Origin of the sequence: Paenibacillus sp. 1A_MP2, assembly GCF_052244825.1 — a bacterium.
In the GTDB taxonomy this organism is placed as follows: domain Bacteria; phylum Bacillota; class Bacilli; order Paenibacillales; family Paenibacillaceae; genus Paenibacillus; species Paenibacillus vandeheii.
In genome coordinates this window covers 5,199,550-5,225,522 of record NZ_JBQQCS010000001.1, presented here as the reverse complement: position 1 = coordinate 5,225,522, position 25,973 = coordinate 5,199,550, and the positions used below count along the sequence as shown (strand labels likewise).

At 46.3% G+C, this 25,973-nt stretch carries 17 protein-coding genes and 5 pseudogenes; 16 read left to right on the top strand and 6 right to left on the bottom strand.

From position 1 onward, the window contains the following. Positions 1–12: 12 nt before the first annotated feature. From serC to ACTWJ7_RS25410, 3 genes are all read left to right on the top strand, one after another. Positions 13–1,101 (top strand): 3-phosphoserine/phosphohydroxythreonine transaminase, encoded by a 1,089-nt coding sequence (serC, locus tag ACTWJ7_RS25420; RefSeq protein ID WP_079346054.1) that lies wholly within the window; start codon positions 13–15, stop codon positions 1,099–1,101. Between the two features lie 137 nt (positions 1,102–1,238). Next, positions 1,239–1,703 carry a tRNA (uridine(34)/cytosine(34)/5-carboxymethylaminomethyluridine(34)-2'-O)-methyltransferase TrmL gene (gene trmL / locus ACTWJ7_RS25415; RefSeq protein WP_301879523.1) on the top strand — a complete coding sequence of 155 codons (465 nt, stop codon included), beginning with the start codon at positions 1,239–1,241 and terminating at the stop codon, positions 1,701–1,703. A gap of 170 nt (positions 1,704–1,873) precedes the next feature. Next, positions 1,874–2,128, top strand: coding sequence for an AbrB/MazE/SpoVT family DNA-binding domain-containing protein (locus ACTWJ7_RS25410; protein WP_024629045.1), 255 nt, complete (start codon positions 1,874–1,876; stop codon positions 2,126–2,128). A gap of 92 nt (positions 2,129–2,220) precedes the next feature. Here ACTWJ7_RS25410 and ACTWJ7_RS25405 read toward each other — a convergent pair. From ACTWJ7_RS25405 to ACTWJ7_RS25395, 3 genes and pseudogenes are all read right to left on the bottom strand, one after another. After that, a pseudogene (locus ACTWJ7_RS25405) lies at positions 2,221–2,659 on the bottom strand (GNAT family N-acetyltransferase). Next, positions 2,656–3,276, bottom strand: coding sequence for a serine hydrolase domain-containing protein (locus tag ACTWJ7_RS25400; RefSeq protein ID WP_443145973.1), 621 nt, complete (start codon positions 3,274–3,276; stop codon positions 2,656–2,658). Before ACTWJ7_RS25400 ends, ACTWJ7_RS25405 begins: the two are co-directional and overlap by 4 nt. Continuing rightward, positions 3,180–3,572 (bottom strand): hypothetical protein, encoded by a 393-nt coding sequence (locus ACTWJ7_RS25395; RefSeq protein WP_443146460.1) that lies wholly within the window; start codon positions 3,570–3,572, stop codon positions 3,180–3,182. The genes ACTWJ7_RS25400 and ACTWJ7_RS25395 overlap by 97 nt, the downstream gene beginning before the upstream one ends. 464 nt (positions 3,573–4,036) lie before the next feature. Between ACTWJ7_RS25395 and ACTWJ7_RS25390 the strand changes: the two genes are divergently transcribed. From ACTWJ7_RS25390 to ACTWJ7_RS25360, 7 genes and pseudogenes are all read left to right on the top strand, one after another. Further along, the gene (locus tag ACTWJ7_RS25390) at positions 4,037–4,801 is read left to right on the top strand and encodes an alpha/beta hydrolase (protein WP_301879520.1); all 765 of its coding nucleotides are present in this window, start codon (positions 4,037–4,039) and stop codon (positions 4,799–4,801) included. Positions 4,802–4,812: 11 nt separating this feature from the next. Beyond that, positions 4,813–5,772: an ABC transporter permease gene (locus ACTWJ7_RS25385; RefSeq protein ID WP_024629049.1), complete on the top strand. Its 960-nt coding sequence runs from the start codon at positions 4,813–4,815 to the stop codon at positions 5,770–5,772. Between the two features lie 18 nt (positions 5,773–5,790). Next, entirely contained in the window at positions 5,791–6,693 is a 903-nt protein-coding gene (locus ACTWJ7_RS25380; RefSeq protein ID WP_024629050.1) for a carbohydrate ABC transporter permease, read from the top strand. A 55-nt stretch (positions 6,694–6,748) separates the two neighbouring features. Next, positions 6,749–8,347: an extracellular solute-binding protein gene (locus ACTWJ7_RS25375; protein ID WP_079346044.1), complete on the top strand. Its 1,599-nt coding sequence runs from the start codon at positions 6,749–6,751 to the stop codon at positions 8,345–8,347. 134 nt (positions 8,348–8,481) lie between these two features. Then, on the top strand, positions 8,482–10,647 hold the full coding sequence (bglX, locus tag ACTWJ7_RS25370) for a beta-glucosidase BglX (RefSeq protein ID WP_301879519.1): 2,166 nt from the start codon (positions 8,482–8,484) through the stop codon (positions 10,645–10,647). Positions 10,648–10,694: 47 nt separating this feature from the next. Beyond that, positions 10,695–14,066, top strand: a complete 3,372-nt coding sequence (locus ACTWJ7_RS25365) for a GH36-type glycosyl hydrolase domain-containing protein (RefSeq protein WP_301879518.1) — start codon at positions 10,695–10,697, stop codon at positions 14,064–14,066. Between the two features lie 100 nt (positions 14,067–14,166). Continuing rightward, a pseudogene (locus tag ACTWJ7_RS25360) lies at positions 14,167–15,182 on the top strand (LacI family DNA-binding transcriptional regulator). Between the two features lie 371 nt (positions 15,183–15,553). Here ACTWJ7_RS25360 and ACTWJ7_RS25355 read toward each other — a convergent pair. Both ACTWJ7_RS25355 and ACTWJ7_RS25350 read right to left on the bottom strand, forming a co-directional pair. After that, on the bottom strand, positions 15,554–16,618 hold the full coding sequence (locus ACTWJ7_RS25355) for a phosphodiester glycosidase family protein (protein ID WP_301879517.1): 1,065 nt from the start codon (positions 16,616–16,618) through the stop codon (positions 15,554–15,556). Beyond that, a complete protein-coding gene (locus tag ACTWJ7_RS25350; protein WP_301879516.1) occupies positions 16,615–17,025 on the bottom strand; it encodes a hypothetical protein in 411 nt (136 codons plus the stop codon). Before ACTWJ7_RS25350 ends, ACTWJ7_RS25355 begins: the two co-directional genes overlap by 4 nt. Before the next feature lie 439 nt (positions 17,026–17,464). Between ACTWJ7_RS25350 and ACTWJ7_RS25345 the strand changes: the two are divergent. The 3 genes and pseudogenes from ACTWJ7_RS25345 (at position 17,465) to ACTWJ7_RS25335 (ending at position 20,352) form a co-directional block, all read left to right on the top strand. Beyond that, a pseudogene (locus ACTWJ7_RS25345) lies at positions 17,465–18,120 on the top strand (response regulator transcription factor). A 142-nt stretch (positions 18,121–18,262) separates the two neighbouring features. Beyond that, positions 18,263–19,485 (top strand): annotated as a pseudogene (locus tag ACTWJ7_RS25340) (aminotransferase-like domain-containing protein). Positions 19,486–19,725: 240 nt separating this feature from the next. Then, on the top strand, positions 19,726–20,352 hold the full coding sequence (locus ACTWJ7_RS25335; RefSeq protein WP_024629059.1) for an FMN-dependent NADH-azoreductase: 627 nt from the start codon (positions 19,726–19,728) through the stop codon (positions 20,350–20,352). 94 nt (positions 20,353–20,446) lie between these two features. On the opposite strand, the pseudogene ACTWJ7_RS25330 reads toward ACTWJ7_RS25335, so the two are convergent. Further along, positions 20,447–21,294, bottom strand: a pseudogene (locus ACTWJ7_RS25330) (DUF2161 domain-containing phosphodiesterase). Between the two features lie 360 nt (positions 21,295–21,654). Here ACTWJ7_RS25330 and ACTWJ7_RS25325 point away from each other — a divergent pair. From ACTWJ7_RS25325 to ACTWJ7_RS25315, 3 genes are all read left to right on the top strand, one after another. Then, entirely contained in the window at positions 21,655–23,550 is a 1,896-nt protein-coding gene (locus tag ACTWJ7_RS25325) for a PrkA family serine protein kinase (RefSeq protein ID WP_024629061.1), read from the top strand. A gap of 243 nt (positions 23,551–23,793) precedes the next feature. Then, positions 23,794–24,798, top strand: coding sequence for a globin-coupled sensor protein (locus tag ACTWJ7_RS25320; protein WP_301879512.1), 1,005 nt, complete (start codon positions 23,794–23,796; stop codon positions 24,796–24,798). Positions 24,799–24,927: 129 nt separating this feature from the next. Further along, positions 24,928–25,932 (top strand): LacI family DNA-binding transcriptional regulator, encoded by a 1,005-nt coding sequence (locus tag ACTWJ7_RS25315; protein WP_024629063.1) that lies wholly within the window; start codon positions 24,928–24,930, stop codon positions 25,930–25,932. The last annotated feature ends 41 nt before the right edge of the window (positions 25,933–25,973 follow it).

The following is a 25,973-nucleotide window of genomic DNA, read 5'->3' as shown; positions in this document are numbered from 1 at the left end:
GCGGGGGATTTTGTGACAAAGAGAGCGTATAATTTTAATGCAGGACCTGCGGCGTTGCCACTTGAGGTATTGGAGCGTGCTCAGGCAGAATTTGTTGATTTTCGTAACACGGGAATGTCGATTATGGAGATGTCTCACCGTGGGGCAGTGTACGAATCTGTACATAATGAAGCTCAGGAGCGTTTGTTGTCTCTGCTAGGCAATCCCAAAGGATATAAAGTTCTCTTCTTGCAGGGCGGAGCCAGCACTCAGTTTGCCATGCTGCCGATGAACCTGCTCGGAGAAGGGCAGACAGCCAGTTACGTCATGACAGGCAGCTGGGCCAAGAAGGCGCTGTCTGAGGCGAAACTGATTGGGGAGACACAGGTCGCTGCTTCTTCCGAAGCGGATAAATATATGAAATTACCGGATGTGTCGAATCTTAGTCTACCGGATCGCACAGCTTATGTTCATTTGACGTCTAACGAAACGATTGAGGGGACACAATTCAAGTCATTCCCGGATACCGGTTCAGTTCCACTTATTGCCGACATGTCGAGTGACATTTTCTGCAAACCGTTTGATCTGAATCAATTCGGCATGATCTATGCAGGTGCACAGAAGAACCTGGGTCCATCAGGGATTACGGTTGTTATTGCCCGTGAAGAACTGGTGAGCGAATCTCCTAAAACGATTCCGACTATGCTCCGTTATAGTACACATGTGGACAACAATTCTCTCTATAATACACCTCCGTCCTTCTCCGTATACATGGTGAATGAAGTTCTGAAATGGATTGAGGAACAAGGCGGATTGGCTGGAATTGAACAGAAGAACGTGAAGAAAGCAGAATTGCTCTATAATACTATCGATTCCTCTGGAGACTTCTACCGTGGTTGTGTAGATCCGGCAGATCGTTCCCTGATGAATGTGACCTTCCGTCTGGCTAATGAGGATTTGGAGAAACAGTTCATCAAGGCTTCGGAGCAAGAAGGTTTTGTTGGTCTGAAAGGGCATCGGAGTGTGGGTGGCCTGCGTGCTTCCATTTATAATGCTGCACCATATGAAAGTGTTAAGGCACTTACGGACTTTATGAGCCACTTCCAGAAGACTAATGGATAAATAATTGGCGGGGAGTTGTGAATTTCTAGCATTCACACTTGCGCTTTACCAGAGCCTTCCACATTGACGTGTGGAGGGCTTTTCTTTAAGATTAGAGAATTATCGTTTACATGAAATGAAAAGGAGATTGAACACATATGGCTTTACATATCGTTCTGGTTGAACCGGAGATTCCGGCAAATACGGGCAATATTTCTCGTACATGTGCGGCTACAGGTACACATTTGCATCTCGTGCGTCCACTCGGATTCCGTACGGATGATGCCACACTGAAACGCGCGGGTCTGGATTACTGGCATGCCGTTCATATTGAATATCATGATTCGTTTGCCGAGGTTCAGGAACAGTATCCTGAAGGTCGTTTTTTCTACGCAACCACGAAGGCGAAAAACCGATATAGTGATTTTGATTTTCAGGATGGAGATTTTCTGGTATTTGGTAAGGAGACAAAAGGTCTTCCTCCAGAATTAATTGCGGCTAATCCCGATACTTGTATGAAAATGCCAATGTCAGGTGATGTACGATCATTGAATTTGTCAAACTCAGCAGCAATCATTGTGTATGAGGCATTGCGTCAACTGAATTTCCCGGGTCTTGATTGATCCAATTCGTGTATAAGTGACGGTTAGAATTCGCTAAAAAAACATTTTTCAAAAAAAAGGACAAAAAATGTTTATTTCCAGCAGGATTCGACAAAATCTTGGCGAATTAATAAACATAGTACAAATGTACCTAGAAATTTAGAGTAAGATAGGAGAGGTGTGCCGTAGCTATGAAGCCAGCTGGAGTCGTTCGCAAAGTTGACCAATTGGGTAGGATCGTATTGCCTAAATCTTTGCGTAAAAGGTATCAAATGAATGAGGGAGACCCTGTAGAGATCTTAGTACAAGGGGACCATATCATTCTGGAGAGATACCGTCCAAAATGTATTTTTTGTGGATCAATGGAAGAAGTCAATGAGTTCAAAGAGCGTTACATATGCGCACAATGTTTAGATGAAATGACCCAGCTTCCACAGCACGGGTAAGTAAAATAAAAAGTATCATGGCCTCCTGGAGGTCATGATACTTTTTTGTGTGGAAAAAAGATCGCCATCCACTTCCATCATACGTTATGAAGCTAATGGGATTCAGCTCTCGTGTCATACTCCATCACCCAATATTTTTCTCCGGGTTTACCTTCTTCAACGACTTTTTCCAACCCTGTCGTTCGTAAAAACCAATTGCTTTATGATTGTCAGACACACATTTCAATCGAACGGGCTGCTGCATGAGTGAAATCGACGCATCAAGTAAGCGTGAACCTGTGCCCCGCCCATAAAACCGGGATGGATAAACAGAAGGTGGATAAAATGATCAGGGAGGTACAGCGATGCGAAACCGAGAAGCTGTCCATCTTCCTGTTCAGCCACGATAATATGCTCATCCACAGTATCTGCGTCAAAATCTTGAAGGGACATGTGCTCCGGATTTGTCCAGTGAAAACGGGCGCGACGTGACTCCAGATAAATGTTTCTTAATTCCGGGTAATCTGTAACAACAGCTGTTCGAATATTCAAATATTCCCCTCCAGAATAGGTAATATATCTGACCATACATTGTCAAGAATGGCTTGCATATTTTGTTCATCACTATTGATGGCAACGACCGATTTCAGCGCGGGCAGAACAACGCATAGTTGACCATTGGCCCCATCAGCACGGTAAGCGTTATGGGAACATCTCCAGAATTGATATCCATAACCTTGTCCCCAATCACCGTCTCCCGGTGTAGGGATTTGCTGTGCCGTCGCCAAGCGAATCCATTCCGCAGGAATGAGCTGTTTGCCGTTCCAGTAGCCCTCCTGAAGCAATAATTGACCGAACCTGCCTAATTCCTCGTTGGTGAGCTGCAAGCCTGCACAACCCAAGGTAATGCCCAAGGGAGAAGTTTCCCACTCTACATTCGAAATCCCCAGTGGCTCGAATAGCCGGGGAATCAGATAGTCTTTAACCGTTTGACCAGAAGCAGCCTCGAACATGGCGGAGATCATAAACGTATCTGCACTGCTATATGTAAACGTTTCACCAGGAACTCTGTTCAAAGGAAGGGACATGTAATATTTCGCCCAATCTTTCTCAGGAAGGGTGGCTCGCTCTTCCGCCCACAACACGGGAACATCATGCCCCGAGGACATCCGCAGCAAATCGTACAGGGTGAGATCCGCAGGGGGAAGGCCGTTAAATGAGAAGCAGGAGTTGGTGATGTGAAATATTCACCGAGTCTGGATTCAAGTGTAAGCGTGCCTTCAGCCAATGCCAATCCAATCGCCATACAGGTAAATGATTTGCTGACGGAATGCTGTAAGCGGCGCATATCACGGGTACGATCCCATGCTCCAATGGCAATCCCTTTCTGCAATACCCGAACCGAATGTACGTTTAGATGCTGTTCATTAATATGATGAACAAAAGAATCTATAATACTCGACATCGTAACATCCTTTCTAAAAAAAGAAGAATTTTTACTATTGGTGAAACGTTTCCGCAATTTGGCTCAAAAATTAGAACTTATGTTAATACAAACGGGGTTCAATGTCAATGAGAACGTGCAAACGGTTACTTTAAGGATATTGTTGCATAATAGAAGTGCCTTTTGACGCAAATTTTATTACGAAAAATCAGTTTTTCGAGAAAAAAGCGCGAAATTTGTAAAAAGGTTATTGACAGGGTTTGCACTTCGGGATTATGATTTATTCGAAACGATTCGAAGAAATCGCTTCCACGTAAAAAGTGTTGTAATCAAGTCCAAGTAAATCAACGTTGGCTATGTTTTGAAACGATTCGAGAAAATCGTTTCGATAACCGAGCGAAATACGGGGAATCACTGGAAGTTGCAACACAAAGGCAGAAAAACAGAAGTTTACAGACAGCAGCCGACGATGAAAGGGGTTACATATGGCGCATATAACGATCGAAACCGGATCGCCTACATTATGCATGAATACAAGCATACATGTAGTGTCCAGTGACTCCGGAGACACTTCAGGCGGTACGCTATATTTACTGCATGGGGCAGGCGATAATGCAAGTACATGGCAACGTTTGACTACAATTGAAATGTACGCAGAGCAATATGGCTGTACCATCATTATGCCGGAAGCGAACCGAAGCTATTACACCGATATGGAATACGGCCTGAATTACTTCCATTACATCACTCAGGAGCTGCCTGAATTCTGCAGGCGTCAGCTCAATCTCAATACAGACCCGGCCAAGACTTACGTCGCTGGTCTATCTATGGGTGGGTACGGTGCATTGAAATGTGCACTGACATATCCCGAGAGGTACCGCAAGGCGGTGTCCTTATCCGGTGTAACTGATATCCAGACCCGGCTTCAAGACCCGGAGATGCCATCAGGCATGATCAAGGAAATGAAAGCGGTTTTTGGGGAACGGTTACAGGTAAAACCCGATCAGGACCTGTACGCACTGTCTGCCAAGTTGTTGAAGCAAGGTGGAAATTTACCGGATATTCTGAGTTGTTGTGGTGACATTGATCCGTTTGTGGATATGAACCGCAAATTCGCAGCATACATCCAGGAAACGGATTTTGTGTTTCGGTATTTAGAGACACCGGGCACCCATGAATGGAGATTCTGGGAGCACCACCTGAGAACCATGTTTGATTTTCTGTATAACGACAAGACCAAAGTAGAGTGAGGAGATGCAATTTGAAACCTGCAGCCGAAGGACCTAGCAAAAAGCTGAAGGGAAACTTGAAAGGCAATTCGCTCTGGAGTGAAATCTGGAAGCACAGAATGACGTACACCCTGCTTATTCCAGGACTCGTCTGGCTGATCCTGTTTGCCTACATGCCAATGGGTGGCCTGTCTCTTGCCTTTAAAGACTACAAGGCGAATCTGGGGATTTGGGGAAGCCCATGGAGCGGATTTGAGAATTTCACATACGTTTTCCGGGATCCAACCTTTATTGACGCAGTATGGCGGACGCTGTACATCAACATTCTGAAACTGATTATTCAGTTCCCGTTCCCAATTATTCTTGCCCTGTTGCTGAATGAATTGCGGATGCGGAGAGGGAAAAAGTGGTTCCAGACGGTTCTTACGTTCCCTCACTTCCTTTCATGGATCATCGTATCCGGGGTAGTTATCAACGTCCTGGCATATGACGGACTGGTAAACAGCGCACTTGGTTTGCTTGGATTGCCAACCATTAACTTCCTGGGTTCCGAGTCCAACTTTGTACCGATGCTGCTGTTGACGGATATTTGGAAATCAAGCGGATGGGGTGCGATTATCTTCCTGGCTGCCATTTCCGGTATTGATCAGGATCAGTATGAATCGGCACAGATTGACGGCGCTTCCCGTATGCAGCAGATGTTCAAGATTACATTGCCAAACATTCTTCCGACAATTACTGTCATGTTCATTCTGTCGGTTGGTGGATTGATGTCTTCCGGTTTCGACCAGATCTTCAACTTGGCGAATGCCGCAACCAAAAATGTATCGGAAGTATTGGATGTATACATCTATCGGATTACGTTCCAGTCTTCAACGGACTTCTCATTCTCGACGGCGGTCAGCTTGTTCCGTTCCCTCGTGAATATGGTCTTGCTGCTTCTCGCAGACAGATTTGCCAAGTGGCTTGGCGGAGACGGTTTGTTCCGATAAGAGAGGAGGAAAAATGAAATGAGCAAGAGAGCTAACAAAAAGCCGAGAATTGGTACAGAAAAAATGACATTTCTCGATTATATTATTTTCGCCATTTTACTTGTGCTTGCCCTGATGATTCTGATTCCGTTCTGGAATGTCATCATGATCTCGTTCGCAACACAAAAAGAATATGCAGACAATCCATTTTTGATGTTCCCTAAAGAATGGACATTGGATTCCTATAAGGCGTTGTTCGCTGACGGAACGATTCTGTCGGGGTACAAAAATACAATTATTTTGCTAGTCATCGGCTTGCCACTCAGCTTGTTCCTGACAACAAGCATGGCATATGGCCTTAGTCGCAACAAATTTCCGTTCAAGAAATTTCTCTTTTTCCTGGTACTGTTCACCATGATCTTCAATGGTGGTATTGTACCGCTGTACCTGATCATGAAATCACTTCACCTTACGGGTACGCTGTGGTCCGTTATCCTGGCGGGAAGCTTCAGTGCATTCAACATGATTCTGATGATGAACTACTTCTATACCTTGCCTGAATCGCTGATGGAGTCGGCGAGACTGGATGGAGCAGGGGAGTGGAGAATTCTGTTCTCGGTAGTTCTGCCACTAGCTACACCAATTATGGCTACCATCACGTTGTTCTACGGTGTGGCGTACTGGAACAGTTGGTATGATGCGATGATATTCCTGCGAAAAGCGGATCAGTTGCCGCTCCAGAATGTACTCAGAAACATTATCGTCACATCCCAGACGAACGCATCCAATGCATCCAGTGTGGATGCTGCCCAAGCAAGCAATTTCTCAATGGGTATGAAGATGGCGGCCGTATTTGTCACCATGGTACCAATTATGTGTTTCTTCCCAATGCTGCAAAAACACTTTGCCAAAGGGGTATTGACAGGGGCTATCAAGACCTGATTATACGTATAGGATTTTTGCATTAAAATTCTACTAAAAAACATGGGGGTAAAACATGAAAACGAACAAAAAGTTGTCAGTAAGAGCTCTCTTTGCCATCACGCTTAGTGTAGTTATGCTGATGGTGACCGCTTGTTCCAGCCAAGGAGCTTCAGGTGGTAACGAAAAAGATGCAGAGGGAAATTACAAAGACAACCTGACCATCTCTGTAGCTAACCTGACAGAAATTAAAAACGGGAACTTGGATAATGATTTCCACAAGTTCTGGACAGACAAATTCAATGTAACATGGGATTACAACTATATCGATTGGGATTCATGGGGCGAGAAGCTTCGTCTGTGGATCAACTCTGGCGATTTGCCGGATGTAGCCGTATGGAACTACGTGCATGGCGATGCCATGAACAGTATTGATCAAGGCCTGTTCTACAAATTCCCGGACGACTGGAAAGAACGCTGGCCTAACGTGGCAGCAGCTTACAAGTTGACTGGTCTTGGAGACAAGCTGGAAGAACTGACAGGTGGAACATACGTCCTGCCAAGACCAATCTATTTCGAGAACAAACCTGCTGACCCATTGACGAACCAAATTGGTGTCATTGCGCTTCGTAAAGACTGGGCAGAAGCGGTTGGTTTCGAACTGAAAGATGCATATACAACAACTGAATTGAATGAATACGCTGAGCTTGTAAAAGAAAAAGATCCAGGCAAAGTGGGCAACAAACTTGTACCTCTGTCCTACAATGCGGCAGATGCCATGACGAACATCATTATGCCGAACAGTGTACATGCCATGACCGACTCTCCGTTCTATAAGGGAGAAGATGGCCAGTTCCACTGGGGACCAGCAGATCCCGAGACGCTGACAGGACTTAAATTGATGCAAAAAGCCTACAAAGATGGCTTGCTCAATCCTGAGTTCTATACATGGAAAAACAATGAAGGTCAAAACAACTTCAAAGTAACAGGTACAGCTGCAGTAACAAGTCTGGGCGGACTGGCTTCGTACAGACAAGGTCTGGATTCCGATATGAGAAAGAATCTGGGTGTAGATAGTGATGATCTGGTACACACAGCAATCGTATTGGGCGATGATGGGAAATACCGCAACATGGAGCAAGCCAACTTCTGGTCTGCATTGATCTTCAATCCGAACATCAGTGACGAGAAATTCGAACGGATCATGGATCTGATTGACTACTCGACTACCAAAGAAGGACAACTGCTGATCAACATGGGCTTCGAAGGAAAAGATTGGAAATATGATGAAAACAATGAACTGGTTAGCTTGCTGCCAGAAGGAACTGTTCTGGAAGACAAATACCCAGCACGTTTCGAAGGCCTCTATCTTCTGGGCGACGACTTCAGTGTTGTAAACCCTGCAATCAAAAAGGATTATCGTGATAGAGCTGTGAAGCTGTTCGAGGAAAAAGCAAAACTCGGTACAGAAGGTCAATCACTCGCAACATACGACTGGGATGTCAACCTGTACGATTCCAAAGCTAAAAGTCAGGCTTCATTCGACTACCAGAATGAGTATGCCAACTTGATCCTCAAAAATGGAGATCTGGAAGCGAACTGGAAAGAATGGGTAAACAGCAAAATGTCCCTGGTTCAACCTTATCTGGATGAACTGAACAAAGAATTCAAGTAATCATTCAGTAGTTAGCAAGATGGGATATGACAGGTGTGTTCTGTCGGTCCCATTCAATCGAACCCGGTGCGCGGTCTCTCCCCGAACGCAGCCGGGTTCTTTCTTTCAACAACATGCAGTGGAGGATAATGTCTATGAATAACGAGCAGTTGCTAGACCTTGTAAAACAGATGACCCTGGAAGAGAAAACGGCCCAGCTGCTTCAGCTGACCGCTAACTTTTATGAAGGAACCAATGTCGAAGGTCAGATCACAGGTCCAATGGAAGAGATGGGAATCACGGAGCAGTCCGTGGATGCCAGTGGCTCCATTCTGGGATTATCCGGTGCACAGGCCATCATTGATGTACAGCAAGCTTACCTGAAAAAAAGCCGTCTCGGCATTCCGCTTTTGTTCATGGCGGACGTTGTGCATGGTTTTAAAACCATTTTCCCTATCCCGCTAGCGATTGGGTGTTCATGGGACACCGAACTGGCTGAGAAAAGTGCTGAGATTGCAGCACGCGAATCCGCCGTATCTGGCCTACATGTCACTTTTGCGCCGATGGTCGATCTCGTTCGTGATCCGCGCTGGGGTCGTGTAATGGAGTCAACAGGCGAAGATCCTTATTTGAACAGTCTGTTCTCTGCGGCATTTGTACGTGGATATCAAGGCGACAGTTTGAAGGATGAGCCGGATCGCTTGGCAGCTTGTGTAAAACACTTTGCAGCCTACGGGGCAGCAGAAGGTGGTCGTGATTACAATACGGTCGATATGTCTGAGCGTAATTTGCGCGAGTACTATTTACCGGCTTACAAGGCGGCACTGGATGCAGGCGTAGAGATGGTTATGGCTTCGTTCAATACGGTAGAGGGCATTCCAGCGAGTGGAAATGAGAAACTGATGCGAGACATTTTGCGTGACGAGTGGGGCTTTGATGGTGTATTGATCTCGGATTGGGCTTCCATTCGCGAGATGATTGCTCATGGTGCAGCTGAAGATGACCGTGAAGCCGCATATCGCGCCATTCGTGCAGGCGTGGACATCGAGATGATGACACCTTGTTATGTTCATCATTTGCCTGAGTTGATCAAGAACGGAGAAGTGGAAGAAACGCTCATTGATGAAGCGGTACTTCGTATTCTGCAGCTGAAAGAAAAGCTGGGCTTGTTCGATAATCCACTTCGTGCAGCTGATCCGGAGCGTGAGCGCGAGATTGTGTTCTCCAAAGAACATCGTCAGGTATCTTACGAGCTCGCAACCAAATCGGCTGTGTTGTTGAAAAACGATAATCACGTTCTTCCGCTGAAGCCGGAAGCCAATGTAGCGTTAATTGGACCTTTTGCTCAAAGTGAAGACATTCTCGGATGGTGGTCCTGTGAAGGCGTCAAAGCGAATGCCGTTAAGCTCGGAACTGCTCTAAAGGAACGTCTTACTGCCGGAAAAGTTCATATGGCTCAAGGCAGCAACGTTCACACCATTACCGCTGAACAGATTGCTGAAGCGCTTGAAGCTGCAAGCAAAGCCGATCTGATCGTGCTTGCACTTGGCGAAGATTCCGAAATGAGTGGTGAAGGTGGATCGCGTACAGATATTCGTTTGCCAGCAGCTCAACTGGAATTGGTTAAGCAGCTCAAAGCAGCGGGTAAACCGATCGCCAGCGTTATTTTCAACGGTCGTCCGCTGGACCTGCATGGTGTATTCGAAGAATCCGATGCGGTGCTTGAAGCGTGGTTCCCGGGAAGTGAGGGTGGAGCGGCCATTGCAGATGTATTGACAGGTGTGGTGAATCCATCTGCGCGTCTGACGATGTCCTTCCCGCAATCTGTAGGTCAGATACCGGTATATTACAATCATTTTAATACAGGACGTCCACTCAATCCGCAAAAGACTGAAGAGCGTTATGTTTCCAAATATATTGATAGTTCGAATGATCCGCTGCTTCCGTTTGGATACGGCTTGTCATACACCTCGTTTGAATATGGTGACCTGGAAGTTTCAAGTCATGAAATGACTGCTGATCAGTCTCTGACGATCCAGGTACGCGTAACCAATGCTGGCGAGTGTGCTGGCGTGGAGACGGTTCAGTTGTACGTACGTGATGTGACCGGTGAAGTTGTACGTCCAATGCGTGAACTGAAAGGGTATGTTAAGCTGTCACTCGCACCGGGTGAAAGTGGTACAGCTACATTTACATTAAACGAAGAACAGCTTCGTTATCATCATTCCGATTTGAGTCATCGCAGTGATAAAGGAACCTTCCACATTTTCGTAGGGCCAAATAGCCGCGATACATTGGAGAGTACGTTCAAGCTGGTGTAATTGGATATAGCTCTTATCGATGAATGAAGGAGGATATAAATAGATATATGAAAACCATGAATAAATCTCAAATTAACGTACAATCCGGCGAGCTGTGCTTTACGTTCTGGGAAAGCGGTGATTTGTTCAAGGCCGTAAGTGGAACAACGATGATTAATCAGTGGATGAGTAGTCCGGTGGATGGCTCCATGAACAATCTGTACTTGCGTTTTCACAGTGAATCCGGTATCCGTTTTGTTCCGATGCTTGGCCTTTACTCCGATAGTCAGGTGAGCACCGACGGCAGTCGTATGGTATGGACAGGAACCGCTGAGGGCGTAGGTTATCAGGTTATTTTTGCTCCAACAGCACAAGGTGTATGGTTCTGGGATGTAACTGTAAACGGTAATGGGGAAGAGGTCGACGTGGTCTATGGCCAGGATGTCGGCAATGCGGATCCAGGTGCCGTACGCAGCAATGAAGCTTACTTGTCGCAATACATTGACCATGCCGTGTTTGAGGATGCGAAGCTTGGATATATCGTAGCCTCACGGCAGAATCAGCCACAGGGCGGTGCTTTTCCTTATCTTCAACAGGGCTCATTAACCCGTGCAGTAGGTTATTCCACAGATGGATTTCAGTTCTTTGGCCTGAGTTACAAGGAAACGAATGTCCCTGAAAGCTTGGGTAAACCGACACTTGCGAATGAAGTGTACCAGTATGAATTTGCATATACAGCCCTGCAGTCCGAAAAAGTCGTATTGGGTGGCGAAGCTCGCTTTGTATTCTATGGACTCTTCCAGGCCAATCACACTGAAGCTGTGAAGGAGCTTGAATACCAGGATGTAGTCCAACAGGCCTGGGACGAGTATGAAGCGAAGCGTCAAGAGAATGTAAAGACAGGACAGACTGTATCCAACGTATTTCCAAAAGTATCTCTCCATCCGGTAATAGGGGAGCCCTTGCAGGTCTTATCAATAACCGAAGAAGAAGTGAATTCCCGCTTCCCGGCTGCGAAGAGACATCAGGAAGAGCGTGCGGATGGTGAGTTACTGGCTTTCTTTACAGATACGTATGAGCATATTGTGCTCAAGGCAAAGGAAATGCTTGTGGAGCGTCCGCATGGTCATATTCTGATGAGTGGTAACAATGTGAAGCTTGGTCAGAACGTAATTACTACGTCTTCCTATATGTATGGTATTTTCAATTCTCACGTGGTTGTGGGTAATACCAACTTTAATAAAATGATGAGCAATGCACGTAGTGCACTCAATATCCCGAAATCATCAGGTCAACGGATATACGTCGAGGTTGAGGGGAAATTCCATCTGCTCACGATGCCTTCCTTGTTCGAAATGGGCTTCAACTATGTTCGCTGGTATTACAAAACAGCTGAGGATACGCTGATCATCACGAATTATACAACATTAGATACGCCTGAAGTACATCTTCATGTCAAGTCGGAAAAAGGAGTAGCTTATCGCTACCTGATTACCAATCAGATTACGATGAATGTGAATGAATATGAACTGCCTGTTCATGTTACCAAGCAGAATGGTGAACTGAGCTTCAAGGCAGATCGCAGTTCCCTCAGTGCAGAAGTATATCCGAATCTGGAGTACCGCATGCGGGTAAACGGAGCACAAATGAAGGTTGGTGATGAGACTGAACTGGCCAGTGGAGTAAACGCAGGCGATGCATCACTGACAACTTTACAGCTGGACAGCAGTGCTGAATGGACATTGACCATTCAAGGTCTGTTGGAAGGTGGACAGACTGCATCATCGACACGCAAATTTGAAGAGGAAGTGGCCGCCTATCGGACCTTCTATGCAGAAGTGATGAACGGGTTCCATTTATCCCAGCCTCAAAAGCAAGGCGCAGACGAGTTGTTCAAAGTCAATGCTCTTGCATGGTGGTACACCCACAATATGCTGGTACATTACTCTGTTCCACATGGATTAGAGCAATATGGCGGCGCAGCTTGGGGAACACGGGATGTCTGCCAGGGGCCGGTCGAATACTTTATGGCTACACAAAAGTACGAGCAGGTCCGCGATATTCTGAAGATGGTGTACTCGCATCAGTATGAAGATGATGGCAACTGGCCGCAATGGTTCATGTTCGATCGGTATTTCAAGGTTCAGCAGGAAGAAAGCCATGGTGACATTATTGTCTGGCCTCTTAAAGTGCTAAGTGATTATCTGATTGCCACCAAGGATTATTCCATTCTGAATGAAGAATTACCTTATACCGTAAAACATGGTTTTGACTTTACGGATCAGCCAGCCAGCGTGCTTGAACATGCCCAGAAAGAACTGGAGTATATCCGCAGCCATTTCCTGCATGATACATTCCTTTCCTCATACGGAGATGGTGACTGGGATGATACATTACAGCCTGCCAATGCTCAATTGAAGCAATATATGGTCAGCAGTTGGACGGTTGCGCTCACTTATCAAACGTTGAAGCAGCTTTCCAGAGCACTTGCGCCTGTGAAACCGGAGCTTTCTTCCGAATTAAGTGACATGGCAGCGGGTGTGAAAAGGGACTTTAGCAAGTACATGCTGGATACCGATGTGATTCCGGGCTTTGTATACATGGAAGATCCGGCACAAGCGAAGCGTATGCTTCATCCGGATGACAGCGAGACAGGCATTCAGTATCGGTTGCTGCCTATGACACGCAGCATGATTGCGGAGTTGCTGGAACCTGAGCAAGCCCAATCCCATTATGAACTGATCAAGGACAAGCTGTACTGCCCGGATGGCGTCAGATTGATGAATCGTCCAGCTCAGTATGATGGCGGCGTCAGCACTCATTTCAAACGTGCAGAGCAGGCATCCAACTTCGGACGTGAAGTGGGCTTGCAATACGTTCATGCTCACATCCGCTATATTGAAGCCATGGCGAAGCTGGGCAACCCGGATGAGGTCTGGAATGGCCTTGGCATTATCAATCCAGTGGGTATTCAGGAGGCTGTTCCTAACGCAGATCTGCGTCAAAGTAATGCCTACTTCAGCAGCTCTGACGGTAAATTCAACAACCGTTATGCAGCGCAGGAGCAGTTCGACAAGCTTCGCACCGGCGAAGTACAGGTGAAGGGTGGCTGGAGAATCTACTCTAGTGGACCGGGAATCTACATGAATCAGCTCATTTCGAACGCCCTGGGCATTCGTCAGGAGGAAGAAGATCTGATTCTTGATCCTGTGCTGCCTGTTAGCTTGGATGGCTTGCATTTTGAATTCCAATTTGCCGGTAAAAAAGTAACCTTCGTCTATCATCTCAGCGGAGAGGCTGTCCAACGTATTGTGCTGAACGGCAAGGAACTGGATGCGACAAGGCTGCAGCAACCTTATCGTCTCGGCGGCCTGCGTGTTCCACGCATGGCTCTTGAACAGAGCCTGAGCGAGAATAATGTGATTGAGATTTACAGTTAATCTTGTAAACAATAGTCCATTTTAACGATTATAAAATATTTAATATGTCAGGTCCTCCGATTTCGGAGGGCCTGATGAACATAACAGGGGAGCGAAGAATGTGGTCAGTATCAAGGATATCGCCAAACAGGCGGAGTTTCGATCTCTACCGTGTCATATGCTCTAAATGGCAGCAACAAAGTGACAGATGAGACCCGTTCCAAAATTTTGGCTATCGCCAAAGAGCTGAACTATGTTCCCAATGCTGCTGCGAGAACATTGAAGAAGAGAGAATCCAAAATTTTGGGCGTATTTCTGACGGATTTTAGCGGGGATGTATATGGAGACTTGCTCAGTGGTATGAAGTCTGTATGTAACGCGCAAGGTTACGACCTGATTGTGTGCAGCGGCAAACAATCTCATCGAATGCTTCCAGAGCGGATGATTGACGGTGCTGTCATTCTGGATCATACATTTGCGAGCAAGGAACTGTTGCAATATGCAGACAGAGGGCACAAGATTGTCGTTCTTGACCGGGAGCTGGATCACCCGAACATTAATCAGGTTTTGCTGGATAACAAGGCAGGAGCGACCCTTGCGATGGAGCATTTGATTGAACAGGGGCATACGAAGATCTATGTCGTGACAGGTCCGGAAGGTTCATTTGACTCGGCTCAGCGGTTGAAGGCTGTGAGTCAGGTATCGGAGCGGGAAGCGAATGTGGAATGGATTGAGATCACCGGAGATTTCGAGAAGAGTGGCGGAGAACGTGCAGCTGAACGTATCATTCAGGAGTACACTCAACCGGTTGGAGTGTTTTGTCTCAATGACGAGATGGCCATTGGGATGTGTGATCGGCTCGCTGACAGTGAGTTAAACATTGGTCAGGATATTGATATTATCGGATTTGATAATATTGAACTTAGCAAATATGTGCAGCCAAGACTGGTCACGATTGATTATTCCAAACGAAAATGGGGCGCACTGGCCGCTGAACAATTAATTAAGATTATTGCCGGAGAGCCTGTCGATCATGAGCGCATCTACGTGACACTGGTGGAGGGTGGATCGGTAAACAGTCAGGTTCAGTCCGATCAGGATGGACACACCCGGAGTGAAAAGGCGGTTAGCTATTGACGACGCTGCCCCTTCTTCATTCCATGGATGAAGTGTTAAACGTCGACTGTGCAGCAAGAGACAAGGCTTAGAAGAATTGCATATTCTTTTAAGCCTTGTCTCTTGTTTGGATTGTTTTTTTAAATTATTGTTTTTATTTAACTTGGGGTTGATTCCAATTAAAAAACCTCTCACGAGGAGAGGCTTGGCCCTTAAAGGCCCTTGGTCTTGTCATTGTTGTAGGATGAAGTGAGAATGCCTGTAATGAAGAGCGTCAATACGATAGCAATAATCCAAAATGTCAGCGAAAATGACATACACTTGGCACCTCCTGCACAATTCATTTACTTCTATTATAACCATTATAGGAAGAAAAGGAATGCTTCACACCATCATTTGTAAAATAAAAAGTGAGTAGGTACCGGTCTGAGGCTCCCATCCGAAGGATTATTCACAACCCGGTTATTCACGATGAGAGAGGACGATCCGCCGCCATCCAGATTATAGGCATCCACGATGCCAAGCTTGTACATCCGTCCTTGCAGCTCTTCCAGAGTAGCTCCTGAGCTGCCTCCTTCGTTGTAACCATCAACCACAATAATCAACAATTGATCGTCCTTGTAGTTTCCGATTACGGTGCGTGGAGCCCGCTTGGGTGATACTTTCCATTTGGCCGGAATGGCAATCTTTTGTCCATTCTGCAAGAGCACGGGTACAAATGTGGCTCCGAATTGCGGTTGTAGGCGATCCAGGGAACTTTTGTCGAAAAATTTACCGCCAACCAGCTTACCTGTATCATTGAGACCTACAAAAAACAGATCCTTAAAGCTGGCTTGAAAACCATTCACATACTTGCCGTCCATAACGGTTGTGCTCAGCGGGTAGCGTTTGCCGCCGCTGTCGGCGAATCCGCCTGCATTAATGCCGGCAATGGCACCATGGCGCTTAACCGCCTGCATTGTTGTCTCAGAACGCCCAGGCTCGCTGTCCAGAGCCATCTTCATGGCCGTGGGATCTTTGAGCTTAATTTTCATCGCATAGCCCTTATAGGGACCTGGGTTGACCCTATACAGTTCAATCGTAAGCCGATCACTGTCAATCCGTTCAAACGGGACGCCCAGCTTGGAGGAGATTCGCTGATTATAGATCGTTTCCGGGCGAGCGGCTTGAACTGTTGCCTTCTGTACTATCGCAGACATCGTACTCGTCGTCTGATTGTACAAATGCGTTGTTCTTTTAATAGAAGAAGAAGTCTGAACAGCAGCTTCTTTTGCCCCTGCAAGCTCCTGGCTAATCGCCTGGGTCCGGGGTGTAACGGTCTCTTCAGTCAGACCGGAACCGATGAAGTCTCCGGGTTCAAGCGGAGGTCGAAACAGCAGCATGCATAATATCAATCCAACAAAAGGAGCAAGTGCAAGCATAAATAAACGATTAACCGTTTTTACGGGTGTAATCATTTGAGCAGGTCCATCTTTTTCTGGAGTGTTTCCAGTTGTTTTTTGACTTCGCTCAGCTGCGTATACAATTTGTTGCTGTTGTCGGTCTTATCGTTTGCATTATCCTTGGTGAAAGTCAGCAATTCATTAAAGGACTGCACCTGGCCCTGCAGGTCCGCTACTTCCTTGGATATCGTTGTTAGCTGCTTTTCGTAGTCGGCTTTGAGTGCTGCAATCTGCTGTTGATTATGGGTCTGAAGCTGATGAATCATCTGTTGCTGGAGGTGGTTACTATAATAGTAGGTTCCGAGTACTCCAAGTGCAATGAGAACAATCCACATGACCAGAAACAGCTTGACTGAAGATCCGGCCTTACCTTTGGCGCTCCGGGTGTGATGGATGTCAGAGGGTTGGACAGAAGGTTTCATATCATCACTCCTGGTTATTTATAGGTACAAAAATTTTTCCAGTCCTCATTCTATCACGCCCCTATTGATTACGCAAAAATGAAATTCTTTGAGTAATAGGATAAAGAGATTGCATCGGAAGGAAGTCCTAGGATACAATTTCTTATAGATGCAATAAGTAGGAACTTTGGGCATGTTTTTCGACTTTTTTAGATAGAAATGCAGGAAATTTATACTATATTTTGATCTTTCTTCGCTCGGGAAGACAAAAGTCCTGATGTGTCGACAGCAAAATACAGTAGAAATAGAGCTGTTCTTGCAGCTGTATCAAGCGTTTTTCTGTTTTTCGACATAATCCGACTTTTACTTCTTCTATACACGGACTGTCGCAAGGATAGAGTCATCATCATGGCTGATGGTAGAAAAGGAATTTGTCCAATACATAACAGGGGGAACAACAATGAAAAAAGTATGGCAGGTGGTCATCGTAGATATCCACCCCACCAGCATGCTGGGTACGAAATTGATTTTGGAAGAACAACAGGATTTGTTGGTACGGGGATGACTTCGACCGGGTCCGAAGGTCTTGACCTGGTGAACATTCACAAGCCCGATCTGATTTTGATGGATTATCGGCTTCCTGAGGGCCAGGCGGATCAGTATATTGCCCAGATGAAAAATCTGTCGGCACATAGTCACATCATCATTCTAACGGACGAGGATAATGTAAAATTATTTCGTCATCTGATCAGTCTTGGTGCTAGTGGTATGCTATCCAAACAGGCTTCCCCTAGCCAGCTGATTCATCTGATTTCCGGGCTGCGTGAGGGATGTGTATCCATTCCATTATCCTGGTTGGCCAGTGCGGAGTGGGCCCAGCCCGTCGAGACTCCGGCCGAAGAACTTATTGTTGAATTAACAGAAACCGAAACTTTTATTATGGAAAGAATTGTTCAGGGCGTAACCTATGATAAAATAGCCAGTGAGATTAATGTTAGCAGACGTTCGATTGATAATTACCTGCGTAAAATATACGTGAAGCTGGATGTAAGTAGCAGGGCACAGGCGATTGAACGTTACGCTTTATATGCGAGGCAGACCAAAACCGTATCCTGATGAGCATGGTTCCATGAATCTCTATGTACGATGACTCGTCAAGTGCCCGGTTTGGTCATATTCAGTGTCCAACAGGAATAGGTTGTAGGGGCTACGGACTGCGAGCACAGTTCGGATTTAGGGATGAAAGGGGAACGGACCGATGGAATATTTCTTCGCCTCCCGTACAAACAGGCTTTTGACATCACCGCTAAGGGACATTCGTGAGATGTCTGGCCGGGAGTATTTCATTTCTTTGGCAGAAGAACTGCCTGCAGAGGAGCTGTTTCCATTCAAACTGCTGGAAGAAGCAGCGGTGTCTGTATTTAGTTCCGGACCCTCCGCGTTGCAGTATGGTGAGCCGGCAGGGTACAGACCGTTGAGAGAATGGCTGGACAACGATTGGAATGCACGTAAGGGCATCCGGACAGTACCAGAGCAGATTCTATTGACCACAGGTACTCAGCAGGCCATCGATCTTGTGATGCGTTTATTACTTGAACCTGGAGATTCCGTACTGGTTGAGCATCCTACCTCTCCGGGGTGTCTCGAGGTTCTGGAGATGCAGGGTGCCAAAATTGTACCCGTCACAGGTGATGGGGATGGCATTTTGCCTGACCTTTTGGAGCATCACATGCAGCAGGTGAGACCGAAGCTGCTTTTTGCTGCACCCAGTTTTTCCAATCCAACCGGCGTGCTGTGGAGCATGGAACGGCGTGAGGCTGTGCTTGATCTGTGCTCACGCTATGGCGTACTGCTTGTGGAGGATGATTCCTATGGCGAACTTCACTTCGATGGATTGGAGCCGGGAGACTTCTACCGGAAGTATCCTTCCCTCTTTGCGCTGGATACAGCGGATCAGGGTGGACATGTTCTCTATATTGGTTCGTTTAGCAAAACCGTAGCACCCGCCCTGCGTACAGGTTGGGCTGCCGGACATCCGGCTCTGATCCAGGCTATGGCTTCTGTGAAGCGAATAGCAGATGGACAGTCCAGCCCAATGAATCAGCGGTTATTGTATCAACTGCTTGCTCATTCTCCTTTTAAATGGAGCGATCATCTGTCCATGCTGAACCGGGAATACAAGACCAGACTCAAACTTATGCTCGAATTATTGAAGCGTCCGGGCTGGAAGGGGAGCCAGTACAGCATTCCTGAAGGGGGATGTATCTGTGGGTTAAGTTGCCGGATGGATTGGACAGCGGAGCTCTGCTCAAAGCTGCTCTGTTAAAAGGGGTATCCTTTCTTCCAGGCTCTCTGTGCTCCACTGGTGAGCAGGATCATCGGTACATCCGACTGAACTTCAGCCATCCCGGCCGGGATGAATTGCTGCTTGGCATGAATCTAATTAGTGAGTCCATCACAGAGTTTACAGCCCGGAGCTAAACCGGATATAGGAAAAGATAGAATGTATGGTCAAATTCGCGCCTGGGACCTGAGCCAGCAGAAGTTCCAGGCAGTGAATTTGGAAGCAAATGTGTTACCCCCAAAGTAATTACGTTATTGCATCCACTAACATTTTTATATATAATATGTATTAATGAGTTGTTGTTTTCTTTATATAAGCTGCATTCATTGCAAGTTCTGGAGAAGCACTCATATATTTTAACTAACGGGGGAACGAACATGTCCAACATTTTATTTGTCAAAGCAAACGACCGTCCTGCAGATCAAGCAGTCAGCGTACAATTGTACGATGCATTTCTGAGCGCATACAAAGAATCCCACCCAGGTGACACAGTTACCGAACTGGATCTCTACAATACAGATCTTCCATACTACGGCAACACTGTAATTACTGGTGGCTACAAAGCAGCTAACGGTATCGAAGCAACACCAGAAGAGCAAAAAGCGGCTGCACTGGCTGCACAATTGCAAGATCAATTTTTGGCAGCAGACAAAGTGGTATTTGCGTTCCCGCTGTGGAACTTCACTGTTCCAGCACCACTGGTGAACTACATTTCCTACCTGAGCCAAGCTGGTAAAATGTTCAAATACACTGCTGAAGGCCCTGTAGGTCTGGTAGGCGACAAAAAAGTGGCATTGCTGAACGCGCGTGGCGGAGTTTACTCCGTAGAGCCTATGGCATCCGCTGAAATGTCCGTAAAATATGTAACCAACGTACTGAACTTCTGGGGTATCCAAAACCCTGAACTGGTTATCGTTGAAGGTCACAATGCTTCACCTGATCGTTCCCAGGACATCGTGGCAGCAGGTTTGAAATTGGCTTCTGAAGTAGCAGCAAGCTTCTAATTGCAATTATATATAGAAACACGAGAAAGCCTGTTATCTCCGCGGAGATGACAGGCTTTTTTTTGCATCTTCATTTGAAGGAAGCTACATTTCCTCAGACATTCCTATTATGGTGGATCAGGTAGGGCTCCACTACTTCCGCAATATGCTCCAGCTCACTATCGTTATGTTGAACCAGAGAAAAATCCGTTTCTAGTTCATTTATACTCCGCTCAATCATATCATTATCCTCAAGCATGTGAGCATGCTCGGTCAGGGCTTGAACACCCTTAATCGTCAGCACATATCGTCCACGGGATAGCCGCTCGAACCAGCCATAATAATTTTTTTGCAGTATGGCCGCAGCGGAACCCACGCTTGTCTGTTTGGCGAGAGAGGCCGGGGAGGCTTCTCCCTGGGCACGAAGAGCAGAAGCCACACGTAATGCCTTTTCCCTGTATGCGGTGACCAGCTGTCTGCGTGTGCTTCCTCCCGTGTTGTAGTCACCACTGCGCTCGTCGAATTCCTTCAGCAGTCGTTGCCGTCGGATACCACCCTTACGGACACCGGTGCTGCCAACCAGATCATGAACTTGGGCAGCAGGTTCGCACAGCACATCAATCAGTGGGGATTTGGTTTTGTAAAACGTGACAGTTAGAAGCCCCAGTCCAAGTTGTCTGCACAGTGCAGACAATTCTCCCAGCGCTGGTTCACGGCGCCACGCTTGCTGCGGTTCCGCTCAACAGCCAGATACACGAAGGGGCTGAGCTTCAGGCGCTGCATTCCCTGCAGCAAAAGGGACAGATTGAATGTTTTTTTCATCTCCACAATGAGTGGCTCATTCTGATCCGATCTGACTCCAACCAGGTCACAATGTTTGACTTCAGCCTTCACGTCGTAGCCGCGTCGTTCGAAAAAAACCTTTACAGGTGAATATAACTCCGTTTCGTACTTTACCGCCATCGTTTCTGCTCCTTTCCTGAAGTGGCTCTTCTCTGGCCATGTATTGTCCCGTTTTGTGAATTTAGAACCTTCATTATATCATATCCATGCTTTTTTTTCTGAGTGCACAAGATGTCTGATAGAACAGGGAAAGCCTCAAATTCAGAGTCGCAAATTGAAAAAAGAGGTCAACTTATCCGATTTGCCGCATAGGTATGTAATACACTTTTCACAACAATAACTGATGTTTGGACAGAAGGTGGCGGGACTTATCCGGACCGCAAGATTGGTATTCAAGCAGAAGCATAAATTCTATTGATTTCTTCATACCATTCGGAATGGTTGACAATCACACTAAAGGAGCCATGGGAGGTACCAAGCATGAATATTTTTGAACGCGTTGCGGAACATCGGGCAGAAAGTGACCGTTTATCATGGAACGGGACATTTGAAGATTATATTGCACTGCTGAGAGAGGACCCGACTCCGGCAATGACGGCTCACGCTCGAGTGTACCAGATGATTGAATCGTTTGGCGTGGAAGAAGTGGGGGGGCACAAACGATACAAGTTTTTTGAACAGGAGATTTTTGGACTGGATCGGTCCATTGAAAAACTGGTGGAAGAATATTTTCACTCGGCAGCACGCCGTCTGGATGTACGCAAACGGATTCTGCTGTTAATGGGTCCGGTCAGCGGAGGGAAGTCAACGCTGGTAACGCTGCTTAAACGTGGCCTTGAACAATTTTCCCGGACAGAAAAGGGCGCCGTATACGCCATTGACGGATGCCCGATGCATGAAGAGCCCCTGCATCTGATTCCGCTGGAGCTTCGTCCCGAAGTGGAGAAGGAGATCGGTGTCCGTATTGAGGGTAATCTCTGCCCATCTTGCCAGATGCGTCTTCGGACCGAATATGGCGGTGATATCAGCAAGGTGCGAGTGGAACGGGTCATCATTTCCGAGGATAACCGGGTGGGAATCGGAACATTCAGTCCGTCTGATCCCAAATCACAGGATATTGCCGATCTGACCGGAAGTATCGACTTTTCAACCATTACTGAATTCGGCTCCGAGTCCGATCCGCGTGCCTATCGTTTTGACGGAGAATTGAATAAGGCCAACCGTGGGTTGATGGAATTTCAGGAGATGCTTAAATGTGATGAGAAGTTTCTGTGGAACCTGTTATCCCTGACACAGGAGGGTAACTTCAAAGCAGGCCGATTTGCCTTGATCAGTGCGGATGAAATGATTGTGGCGCATACGAATGAATCCGAGTACAAGTCGTTTATTTCCAACAAAAAGAATGAAGCTTTGCAATCCCGGATGATCGTCATGCCGATTCCCTACAATCTGAAGGTCTCCGAGGAAGAGAAGATATACAGCAAGCTCATTCAGCAAAGTGACATGAAGCATGTCCATATTGCACCGCATGCCCTGCGGACTGCAGCCATTTTTTCCATACTTACCCGCCTGAAGGAAACGAAGAAACAAGGCATGGATCTGGTCAAAAAAATGCGGATGTATGACGGCGAGGAAGTCGAAGGGTACAAAGAAGCTGATCTGCGTGAGATGCAAAATGAATATTTGGATGAAGGCATGTCGGGCATTGATCCGCGTTATGTCATCAACCGGATATCCAGTGCTTTGATTAAACAAAATCTTCAGTGCATTAACGCGCTGGATATACTACGGGCAATCAAGGATGGTCTGGATCAGCATGCTTCAATTACAAAAGATGAACGTGAGCGTTATCTGAACTTTATTGCTCTGGCACGTAAAGAATATGATGAATTGGCGAAGAAAGAAGTGCAGAAAGCATTTGTCTACTCGTTTGAAGAGTCGGCCAGAACGCTGTTCGAAAATTACCTCGATAATATCGAGGCATTCTGCAACTGGTCTAAAATTCGTGATCCACTGACGGATGAGGAGATGGACCCGGATGAGCGCTTAATGCGTTCGATTGAGGAGCAGATCGGTATTTCCGAAAATGCCAAAAAGGCATTCAGGGAAGAGATATTGATCCGCATCTCGGCTTATTCCCGCAAGGAACGGAAGTTCGAATACAGCAGTCATGATCGTCTGCGTGAAGCGATTGAGAAGAAACTGTTCACTGACCTGAAGGACATTGTTAAGATCACAACTTCAACCAAGACACCAGATGCAACGCAACTCAAACGAATGAATGAAGTGATTAAACGGTTGATTGAAGAACATGGCTACACCGCAGCCAGTGCCAATGAATTGCTCCGTTATGTGGGCAGTCTGTTGAATCGCTAATCTGCAACAACCATTCCGAATCAGGCTCCTGATGTCTGTTGTGAGGCTCCTTCACAGCAGGGTCAGGGGTCTTTTTATATGCGGAAACGCACAATTGGAGGCTAATAAACTGACAAAGAAGGTCAATTTCATGACAAATAGTTCTTAGGGTATATGTAAAATTAGGTCGTTTAGTCTATAATCGATACAGATATTTACAATTTATTATTTTTTGTGGTTATTAAGGAGCTGACAGAACTAGTTATGAATATTGCTATATCAAGACAACAACAACTTGATTATATTGGATTGACCGCCGAAGATCTGCAATTGCTTGCTGATCATCGACCCGCGTTTGTGAAAGTCGTTGATGAAGTGGTGGACCACTTCTACAATCATGTGGGTAATTATCCGAATTTGGTCGATCTGATTGCCCGCTTCTCTTCCATTGATCGGTTGAAAGAAACACAAAAGCAATACTGGTTATCGATGACCGATGGTGTGGTTGATGATGCATATATTGAACAGCGAATTGCAATCGGATTAGTCCATTCCCGCATTGGTTTGTCCGAAGATTATTATCTGGGCACGTATATGGTTTACCTCGATATTGCAACAAGCATATTCCAGCAAGTTATCCCTGAGAGCTGGCATTTGGTCATTCAGGCACTAAGTAAAATGTTCAATCTTGATTCACAACTTGTATTGGAGGCTTACGAGAAGAAGGAGAAGGAAAAGTTAAATCAACTGGCTGATGATCAGCAGCACACTTTGCTGGCGATTACACAGATTACCCAGCAGCTGACGGGTATGATCAGTGAATTAAACGAAAATGCTCAGGCCATCTCGGATGTCGCCAGGGAAACAGCAGCCTCCCAGGATCAGGCCAACGGGCTACTGGGAGAGCTAACTAAAGAAATTCATCAGATTGGTAAAATGGGTGAGCTTATTCGCGAAATCTCGGATCAGAGTCATCTCGTGGGCTTGAATGCTGCCATTGAAGCTGCGCATGCAGGAGAATTTGGACGGGGATTCGAGGTGGTTGCCAGCGAAGTTCGCAAACTTGCGGCTAGTTCCCGTGAGGCTCAAGGACAAATCCAGTCGAACCTGGCACAGATCATGAAAAAGCTGAGCAGTGTTCAACAAGAGTCGAAGCACACTGCTTCAGGGGCAAGGCGTCAGGCATCCCGTTCAGAAGAGCTTGCGGTTTTTGCTACCACTATGGAGAAATTGGCACTTGATCTAAGGAAATTGGATCATCAAGAATAGCCGGTAACACTGGATGGAAGCTGTGATACCGTTTCTGGCTGTTTTAAGCTATAATGGGTAGACAAACCTGCCGATGTTATAGTGAATGCAGCCGGAGACAGGGGATTCGAAAGAGGTTGAGGTGATCAGGTGGCTTCTATCCATGATGTGGCCAAAGAGGCGGGCGTATCTGTTGCAACCGTTTCCAAAGTGCTGAACGATTATCCCGATGTAAGTGACAAAACTCGCAAAAAAGTCAATATAGCCATCGAACTATTGAAATATCAACCGAATGTGGTTGCACGTGGACTTGTAAAACGCCGTTCTTGGACGGTAGGTGTATTATTGACGGTCCCTTTTACCAATCCGTTTGTATCAGAGTTGCTTGAAGGCATCAAAACAGCGCTTGAAAACAGCGGATACGATCTTGTTCGGTTATCTACACGTTTTGATGATCCGACGTACTCGTTTATCAAACATTGCCGCAGCCGAAATGTGGATGGCGTTGTTGTTTTCGGGGAAGGAAGAGACAATAAGAGTATTCAGGAATTGGTCACAGCGGAGATTCCGACGATGTTTATTGATACCGACTTGTTTGGCAAGCGGGCAGGATACATAACGACGGATAATGCAAATGCCATTGCCATGAGTGTGAAGCATTTGCATGAACTGGGTCACCAGAAAATTGCTTATATTTCAGGTACACTCGGACCTGCCGTAGCCAACCTTCGACTGGATGGATATCGGGAAGGATTGCGTGTCTGCGGTATTCCATATTCAACGGTGTATCTGGAGGTCTGTGACTATTCTTTCGATGGTGGCAGTAAGGCAGCTCGCCGATTGCTTGCATTGAAGGACCAGCCTACGGGAATTGTGTGTGCTTCAGACATGTCTGCTTTTGGTGCAATTCACGAAATTGAGAAGCATGGTTTACGGGTGCCGGAGGATGTATCGGTTGTCGGTTTTGATAACACTTATTATGCGGAAGTGTTCAAACCGGGGTTAACCACGATCAATCAAAACATTCATTCCATTGGGATCAAATCAATTGAATATCTGATCGCCATGATTGAGAATCCTGCATATACTCCACCAGTCATTACGGAGCCATCCAATCTGGTGATCCGTCAAACGACTGCACCTGTGAACGGGTAAAAGTCCTGAAACCAGCACAGCCTATGGGCTGTGCTTTTTTG